The organism is Serratia sp. N21D137, assembly GCF_047530005.1.
Classification (GTDB): Bacteria; Pseudomonadota; Gammaproteobacteria; order Enterobacterales; family Enterobacteriaceae; genus Chania; species Chania fonticola_B.
The window spans coordinates 1-7,586 of sequence record NZ_JBLJAJ010000064.1; the positions used below are offsets into that span (position 1 = coordinate 1).

General features: G+C 46.2%; 9 protein-coding genes and 1 pseudogene. 8 read left to right on the forward strand and 2 right to left on the reverse strand.

Features of this window, described 5'->3' with window-relative positions; translation table 11 throughout:
- Window positions 1-274: 274 nt before the first annotated feature.
- Both ACMV5H_RS24665 and ACMV5H_RS24670 read right to left on the reverse strand, forming a co-directional pair.
- On the reverse strand, window positions 275-484 hold the full coding sequence (locus ACMV5H_RS24665; protein ID WP_414822702.1) for a helix-turn-helix transcriptional regulator: 210 nt from the start codon (window positions 482-484) through the stop codon (window positions 275-277).
- Window positions 485-659: 175 nt separating this feature from the next.
- The gene (locus tag ACMV5H_RS24670) at window positions 660-1,280 is read right to left on the reverse strand and encodes an inovirus Gp2 family protein (protein WP_414822703.1); all 621 of its coding nucleotides are present in this window, start codon (window positions 1,278-1,280) and stop codon (window positions 660-662) included.
- Window positions 1,281-2,143: 863 nt separating this feature from the next.
- Between ACMV5H_RS24670 and ACMV5H_RS24675 the strand changes: the two genes are divergently transcribed.
- The 8 genes and pseudogenes from ACMV5H_RS24675 to ACMV5H_RS24710 all read left to right on the forward strand — a co-directional run.
- Window positions 2,144-3,040 (forward strand): hypothetical protein, encoded by an 897-nt coding sequence (locus ACMV5H_RS24675; protein WP_414822704.1) that lies wholly within the window; start codon window positions 2,144-2,146, stop codon window positions 3,038-3,040.
- Between the two features lie 122 nt (window positions 3,041-3,162).
- The gene (locus ACMV5H_RS24680) at window positions 3,163-4,047 is read left to right on the forward strand and encodes a GTPase family protein (RefSeq protein ID WP_414822705.1); all 885 of its coding nucleotides are present in this window, start codon (window positions 3,163-3,165) and stop codon (window positions 4,045-4,047) included.
- A 247-nt stretch (window positions 4,048-4,294) separates the two neighbouring features.
- Entirely contained in the window at window positions 4,295-4,849 is a 555-nt protein-coding gene (locus ACMV5H_RS24685; RefSeq protein ID WP_414822706.1) for a hypothetical protein, read from the forward strand.
- Window positions 4,850-4,876: 27 nt separating this feature from the next.
- Window positions 4,877-5,497, forward strand: coding sequence for a hypothetical protein (locus tag ACMV5H_RS24690; protein WP_414822707.1), 621 nt, complete (start codon window positions 4,877-4,879; stop codon window positions 5,495-5,497).
- 179 nt (window positions 5,498-5,676) lie between these two features.
- Window positions 5,677-6,156 carry a RadC family protein gene (radC, locus tag ACMV5H_RS24695; protein WP_414822708.1) on the forward strand — a complete coding sequence of 160 codons (480 nt, stop codon included), beginning with the start codon at window positions 5,677-5,679 and terminating at the stop codon, window positions 6,154-6,156.
- 11 nt (window positions 6,157-6,167) lie between these two features.
- The gene (locus ACMV5H_RS24700) at window positions 6,168-6,503 is read left to right on the forward strand and encodes a type IV toxin-antitoxin system YeeU family antitoxin (protein WP_414822709.1); all 336 of its coding nucleotides are present in this window, start codon (window positions 6,168-6,170) and stop codon (window positions 6,501-6,503) included.
- 52 nt (window positions 6,504-6,555) lie between these two features.
- Window positions 6,556-6,924, forward strand: coding sequence for a TA system toxin CbtA family protein (locus tag ACMV5H_RS24705; RefSeq protein WP_414822710.1), 369 nt, complete (start codon window positions 6,556-6,558; stop codon window positions 6,922-6,924).
- A gap of 132 nt (window positions 6,925-7,056) precedes the next feature.
- Window positions 7,057-7,461 (forward strand): annotated as a pseudogene (locus ACMV5H_RS24710) (DUF4942 domain-containing protein); the annotation flags it as partial.
- Window positions 7,462-7,586 lie beyond the last annotated feature (125 nt).

The following is a 7,586-nucleotide window of genomic DNA, read 5'->3' on the forward strand; positions in this document are numbered from 1 at the left end:
GAAGAACAGCAATCTCCACTCTTAACTCCAATGTTAGCATCGGCAGCTCGCTTAAAACTGCCAGTTTTACCCATGGTGGGTCCATTTTACATTGGCATGTGGGTCATTTTTACATCGGCGCTAACAGGTGGGTAACGGTTTGCTCGTTTGGATGTCATTTCGGGTCTCCTTTCACTGAGAGTTTAGTCTCCCGAAAACCCGGTACGGTTTACTTTTTTATTTAGGTTATATTGGCCTGATGTCATTGAGATATATGTCGTAATGGGGAAGATGATTACGGGCGTGATTGCTGAATGCGCTGTTGCACCCACGCCTCCACCTCACTCTGTAGCCAACGAGAACTACGCCCCAATTTGATGGGCTTCGGGAATTCACCGAGTTGAATCAGTTTGTAGAACCACTTATCTGTAAGCTGAGTAAAGCCCGTAATAAACGCCATATCGACAAGCTGGTCGTTGAGCAGGGATGGTGTGTTGGTATTCATGATTAAATCTCCTTTAAGTCAATTGGTTAAAGGAGGAACGACTGTCTTTAGGTTTGTGTTGCAGCCTTCCTCAGTGGATGGAAGGCCGTGTAAAAAAGTACTGATAATCCTAATTTTCAGAATGGTGATGCGTCTGCATTACCCGAAATCTCGTCAGAGTGTTTTCCAACGGTTTTTAGTCCCCATCGAAAGTCCCTTGCGCAGAGACTGAACATCCCAATGTACGTACCTTATTGCTGTACTGCTTGGTTCGGTGTTTGGCCATGTAATCAATGCGCTGTAAAACCTCCTGGCAGTCATCAGTGGCCCCCAGCTCTCCTCTGAACAGGTGATAACAAGGATTTTCCGGAAACGAGACCAGAGAGTGGTATTTATTCCCCTTCAGCTTCAGAGCGCTTAGCCATGCCTGAGTAATCAGATCTGCCAAGTTTCCTTTTTTCTTATAATCCCCTAGGGTCCAAAAGGAGTCTTTGTTAAACATCAGTAGCGCATGATAGTGAATTTTCTCACCACACTGATTATTCTCCCTTACCCAGATGTAATGGAGGCCTGATTCATGTATCTGCTTGCCGGGGTTCTTTTTCTTCTTTCGCTTAAACAAGGCGATGAGTCGGGACTTAATGGCGGGAGTAAAAGACTCGATCGCTTTATTGTCATCAACGCAATAGCCTTCCGGTAAACGTAGATCAACACGGACGGCCAGCGTTCTTGGGTGTGTTATTAGAGCATTGTGGAGCGTGCTTCTGAATCGTGCGAGATAATATAGGTTGTGGGTATCAGGATTGCCTTTTTTCATAACGTTGTCTCGGGTTGATATTTTACAGATAATCATGGCCTCACTTGAAAGTTACTGAAGGCATGAGTGAGAATATATTCGGATATGCGTGGGGGAGAGGTTACTACGGTCGTGCTACAATCGATGTCATGCCCGATATTATTTCTGATAGTGGCTTTCTAAGATGGTTACAGTTAAAATTACAACTCACTCACCTATCAAGATTAATTTTTTTATGATATTGCATAGTATTGCTATGGGGTTGTTAACTATCAAACTTATAGGTTGAATATCAACTCTGCTTGTAGTCTTGGTTATTGTCTTATAAATCCATACTGTCATTCGTTATATATTTATTATATTAATATACTATCAATCCGATAAAAATATTACTTGTGTAAAAGTTATTAACCCTTGAGCAATAAGGAACAGTGGATACAATCCCGTGTTCCCCCCCCCTAAAGTTTACTCGGGGGTTAGCGCTTATTAAATCTATTAAAAGACTGTAGGGCTTTTCCGCCCTATAGTTTTACGAGAGGATTTCTGGGTTGTTGACGGAAGAGAAGTAGGTGTCGCATTCAATACGGTTAACCAGAGTTAACGGGACAGTCTGTAAGAACAACGACTGGGGGAAGGTTGCTAACGCAGTACTCGGCAAGAGAGGTTGTGAGCAGAGCGAAACGGCTAAGTCTTACATGCAATACAAAGCCCAGTAAAAAATTACATAAAACAGCTAGAGATTTGGACAGGCTGCCGTAAAGGAGTCAGAAGAGTTGAGTGTCGTTCTTGTTGTGTGAGTGGACAGGTGTGTTAATATATCAGTATGTTATGAAAAGTGCTGCACTATTTTGGATTGAAAAAGTGCAGCACCTAGAGAGGTAAACATGCCCAGCCAAAACCGGATTACCGTTAATTTCCCCTCCAAGTCACTCTACAGTGACCTGAAAAAACTAGCCCAAAAGAAAGAGCTCACCCTGTCAGGGCTTATCCAGAAAATCGTCATTGCGAGCCTCAGGTCTGATGTAACGGATACTTTTTTTCTGGAGGAATTACGTGCAGATATAAGCCCGGAAAGCGCGGATAAAAAGGACCGAAATTTAACACATATTCTCCACAGTACCGTTATGCAGAAAAGTAAAACCCCTCTATCTGACAATCTGGTGACGCTAAATGCCAAGTCATTTGTATTGGGTAATTATCAATATGAATCCCCTGTTCTGGATTTTGAAAGGTATAGTCGGGTTGGATCCTTGGGAGATAAAATTAGTAGTGCATTAAAAAAACTAGTTCGAGATTCATTGAGGGAATATGTTATCAGTAAGGTGCCAAACATCATTGGTCAGCTTGGTGGTGCGCCTGATATTATTCATTTGTTTGTCAGAAAATTAGAGGTTAAATATTATCGTGATGGTGACATTTCATGGCACTTCAATATCCTCCCAGAACTGCATGTATTACCACTTTTCATTAATGATGCTATGAACAGTAGGCTGGATTTTCTTCAGATCAGGTTTAAACAGTTCAAGGATGTAGCTGTAAATGGTTGGGATAAGAGTAAGTATGAACGGCTTATTTTAATAGATAACGCATCTACTTCCCGTTCGGGAGGGTACTTCGTTGGGGCTTCTTTGTACAAACTGGATTACATGACGGATGAGTATAAGGATTTTCATTGCATCTCTATAGACAACGATACTGGATTAAAATGTGTAAACTGCATGGTGCACATTCATCACAGAGATGTAAAATTCAAAAGGATCTTAAAGCCTTTAGCTCTATAAAGATTCAAACCTATATTATCGCTTTGTACCTTGCCTACAGTGTGTATTGAAAACCTGTCATGGAAAATGACAGGTTTTTATGCCTAATGAAAATTGCAGACTTCTGATAATAAAGGTGAACCATGACAAATAGCTCTCTCGATAAAACCTTGCTACCTAAGGAAATATTTTCGGTATTACCTGAGGATGTTTACCGCAACCTTTGTTTCCATCTTGGCGCGATGATTAATTATGAGCCTTTCATCGGAGTTATGGGCAAAACTGGTGCAGGCAAATCCAGCCTGTGCAATACGCTTTTTAGCTCTCCTTCTGCGAGCGTCGATGCAGTGAAAGGATGTACCCGTCTTGCTCAACAGTACAAAACCTCTGATGGTCTGCATGCTCTCAATATTATTGATTTCCCAGGGATCGGTGAAACACCCACGCTTGATAAGATGTATGCCCGCTTGTACCAACATTGGCTGAATAAGCTGGATCTGATTGTCTGGGTACTGAAAGCTGATGACCGTGCCTGGAATGATGATACCCGGTGTTATCGGCAGTTAGTTTCACAGGGCGCAAAACCCGCCCACTTTCTGTTCGTCCTCAGCCAAGCCGATAAAATAGAGCCTTGCCGAGAATGGAATACTACAACCCACCAACCTTCTCTGCTGCAGCAGAAGAACCTACAGGAAAAAGTGACCCAGGTGAATACCGTATTTTCTCCTGTTCATCCTGTCTTGGCGGTTTCTGCCTCTGAAGGTTTCAATATACCTCGGTGGGTCGAAACCCTAATCACCGTTTTACCCGACAAAGCCAGCAGTGCGGTTACCCGTCAACTTGAACCTGAGTATCGGACGGAAAAGGTGACCACCAAGGCACAGGAGGGCTTTAGCCGCGTTGTAGGTGACATCTTTGACGAAAGCGTGGAGGCTTTGCTGGAGTCACACACATTAAGAAAGTGGTTAAAACAGGTCCGCTCTCGACTGCTCTCTCTGACCAAATTGCTCTGGCATCGCTTCTTTTAACGCCTATATAAAAACTCGCCATGTGTTCGATCTGTTTCGCCGATCGAACATAGATTTATCATAGTTTTAAGCTATTAATTAAGCGATAACGATCGGCGTTGGCGATAGGTTTCAACGATCGGTTTCGGTTTATTGATCTTCACTAACGATTATCCCTCCTCTTTACATCCCGATACGATCCCCTCGCTGGGGAGGTCGTTTAATCCCACTGTTTTCTAATTAATTATTAATAAAGGAATATTTCTCTATGCTGAAACCTTACCCGTTTCTCAAGCAAGACACCTACGCCTGGTGTTTATCCATTGGCCTTCCTGTTGTCTGGGGGCTTTCCGCTATCTTCCTTCCACAGAAGGTGGCACTGGGTCTTTATATGCTTTGCTCTCTGGTCTGGGTACTACTCGACCGTCTGAGCCTGTTTAAACAGGAGATAGCAGCCCCTTCACTGGGATGGTTCCTGCTGCCGATGGTGTATCTGCGCCAACGTGACGAGCGTCAGGGGAAGCCCTGGCGCTTGTTACAGGTATGGCTGATTTGCACCGTGTTGTCAGCCGTGGCCGGTAATCATTTTAAAACGCAATCGGGTACCGAACGGCTGGCGCAAAGCGCTTGCCCGGTGGTCACTAAAATCCTGCAGCGTCAGGGTATCGAGGAGCACTGTATCCGTATCACAGATATCAAGGAGGAGGTGGCAGGGCGTTTTTATCAGGCTCAGGCTTTGCTGAATACCGGCTCAAAAGAGCCGCTGACGATAGAAGTGCGCTCAGGCGGGAATATTTACGTCACGCTCACAGATTCGGAATAAGTGATTTTTATCAAAGAGATTATGAACATGAAAAAAATGATAATGATGTTTACTCTGTTGGTCAGCGCTCTGTTGAGCCAGGCCGTATGCGCAGCGGCTTATGATCCTAAGCCAGTAGAATACCGGAATGTGGTGGCTGACAACGTACAGGTTGAGCATGACCGTATTATGGATGGCGTTGATGAATTTATCATCACGGGGAAGAAGGGGAAGGTCACTGAGAAATTCAGGCTCACCTGCAACGCTGATGAAGCGCGTTTGAATATCTTGTATTACTTGAAAGATATTTATGGTGATAAGGCTGATGGGGCAACGGGAATGACTCTGCAGTATTACCCGGCAGGGGCTCATCAAATGAATATCAGTATCGATCATCCCGATACGCTGATGGATAGTCTGCTGACAGCCAATTTGGCACAGGCTGTTTCAAAAATGCTGGATCACAAGAGTGGAACCTTTGTTTTTCACTTCTACCATAATGACAGCAGCTTCGATCATGTCCCTTTGGCGTACAGCTTCCAATACCCTGCGAAATTGCTGGCCCCTGCTCTGGGGAAGGCATTGGTTGATGCTAAGGCTACATCATGCGACATCAAATCAGGCAATAGCCAGTTATCACCACTCAAGCGCCTTGTTGATCACCAATAGCTAATTGAACGCCATCATTCTGCTACTCACTTCTAGCCCTGTCGCTGATCGCGATGGGGCTTTTTGTATTAAGGAGCCGAGATGACCTATTTCAAGCAGTTTCCTGCGCTACTGCTCAATGAGCCCTGAATACAGCGCCATCATGCATATGAACGACTGAAAACAACGGGAAAAACTTCATGAACTTAACCTTATCCCCGGCAGTCACTGAACTGCCATTAAGTACGCAACGTACAATCAAACGCGCCCTGTTCTTGCTGGAGACTCATCTGCGTGAACCAGGAACCTCATTCACGTCACTTGATACTGTCAGCGATTGGTTACGGTTGCGAATGGCGAGGCTGGAGCGCGAAGTGTTTATGGTGCTCTGGCTGGACAATCAGCATCGATTGTTGGCCCACGAAACGTTGTTCACCGGGAGTATCAACAGTACCGAGGTCCACCCCCGTGAAATCGTGAAGGCGGCACTGCAACACAATGCTGCTGCGGTGCTTCTGGCGCATTGCCATCCCTCCGGTCACGCTGAGCCCAGTGTTGCCGACCGGAAAATAACCGGCAAGATTAAAGATGCACTGGCACTGGTTGAGGTCAGGATGCTGGATCACTGTATTGTCGGCGGCATGACGGTGTATTCGTTCGCTGAGCACGGCTTGTTATAGGGGGAGACACTATGCCATCAATCACTACCCCAGCCTGGGGACTTAAACGCAACGTAACTCCGCAGTTTGGTGCCCGCCTGGTACAAGAAGGCGACCGGCTGCATTTTCTGGCCGACCGTGCCGATATCAGCGGGACATTCAGCGAAGCACAAGTACGTGATTTAAATAACGCCTTCCCGCAGTTTATCAACCACCTGGAACTGATGCTGCTCTCCGGTGAGCTCAACCCTCGCCACCAGCACTGTGTCACGTTGTATCGCAATGGCTTGACCTGTGAGGCCGATAGCCTGGGATCACACGGTTATGTGTATCTCGCCATTTATCCTACTCCCCAATCAACTGCATAAATCTTCGCCTTTTATATCTATCGATCATCTAGCTAACTACAAGATAACCCACATGCAGACCTTACCTGTCACCCCGAAACGGGCGGCTTACGCTTGCCCATCACCCGTTGTTGTCTGGCAATCCATGCTCACGTATCTGCTGGAACAGCATTACGGATTGGCGCTTAACGATACCGAGTTCAGTGATGACGCGGTGATCCACAAACATATTGATGCCGGTATCTCTCTGGCTGATGCGTTGAATTTCACGGTGGAAAAGTTCGACCTGGTTCGCATCGATCGCCGGGGGTTCTCCTGCCAGGAACAATCACCCTTCATCACGGCTATCGATATTCTCCGTGCCCGTCGAGCCACTGGCCTGATGGCCCGTATGGGTTACCAGACCATCACCTCAGTTATCCGGGGCGAAAAGCAGACATGAGCCTGTCCGGATTACTGCTGGCATGCTGATTACCGGCGTCCAGTGTAGTACAGCCCACAATGTTTTTAACACTATTACTACCAAACACCCGTCCTTAAACCGGCGGGTGTTTGCGTTTATGGAGAAAGAAATATGCAGACTGAACCCGAAGTTTTAACTGACCATACAGAGTTGATTTGTTCCACCAGCATCGAACGCATCGTATCTGGACGTAATGCCGCTCTGGCGCAGATCACAGCCCTAATCCGCCAATTGGATGAGATATCTGCTCTGACCAACCGTATCGGAGGGGGAACGGCAAAGGACTGGGCTATGCGTCAGGGACACAGTTACGACTCTTGGTTGACTGAAAAGGTTGATACGGCCATTCGGGCAATTACACGTACCATCGATCGCAGTGTCTGGCGGGACCTGATGCTTAAATCCGGAATGATTTCTCTTATGGACGCGCAGGCCCGTGATGAGTGGCATAAGAATCTGGAGGAGGGGGAGCTGCCGGAAATCAGTGAGGAAAATATTTTGGCAACCTTTGAACGTAAGCGTCAACTCAGCACCGTCTGGCTTAATGCGTCAGGCGCTGTAGTTTAGGTGTCCACTTATTCTTCCAGGTGGACACCTCCGTGAGTACTAAAGAACGACGTTCCCGTCAGCATTATTCCCCC

Excerpts from the sequence above, each read along its gene's own strand:
- ACMV5H_RS24665 (WP_414822702.1), bottom strand. The coding sequence starts at position 484 with ATGAATACCAACACACCATCCCTGCTCAACGACCAGCTTGTCGATATG.
- ACMV5H_RS24670 (WP_414822703.1), bottom strand. The coding sequence starts at position 1,280 with ATGAAAAAAGGCAATCCTGATACCCACAACCTATATTATCTCGCACGA.
- ACMV5H_RS24675 (WP_414822704.1), top strand. The coding sequence starts at position 2,144 with ATGCCCAGCCAAAACCGGATTACCGTTAATTTCCCCTCCAAGTCACTC.
- ACMV5H_RS24680 (WP_414822705.1), top strand. The coding sequence starts at position 3,163 with ATGACAAATAGCTCTCTCGATAAAACCTTGCTACCTAAGGAAATATTT.
- ACMV5H_RS24685 (WP_414822706.1), top strand. The coding sequence starts at position 4,295 with ATGCTGAAACCTTACCCGTTTCTCAAGCAAGACACCTACGCCTGGTGT.
- ACMV5H_RS24690 (WP_414822707.1), top strand. The coding sequence starts at position 4,877 with ATGAAAAAAATGATAATGATGTTTACTCTGTTGGTCAGCGCTCTGTTG.
- radC (WP_414822708.1), top strand. The coding sequence starts at position 5,677 with ATGAACTTAACCTTATCCCCGGCAGTCACTGAACTGCCATTAAGTACG.
- ACMV5H_RS24700 (WP_414822709.1), top strand. The coding sequence starts at position 6,168 with ATGCCATCAATCACTACCCCAGCCTGGGGACTTAAACGCAACGTAACT.
- ACMV5H_RS24705 (WP_414822710.1), top strand. The coding sequence starts at position 6,556 with ATGCAGACCTTACCTGTCACCCCGAAACGGGCGGCTTACGCTTGCCCA.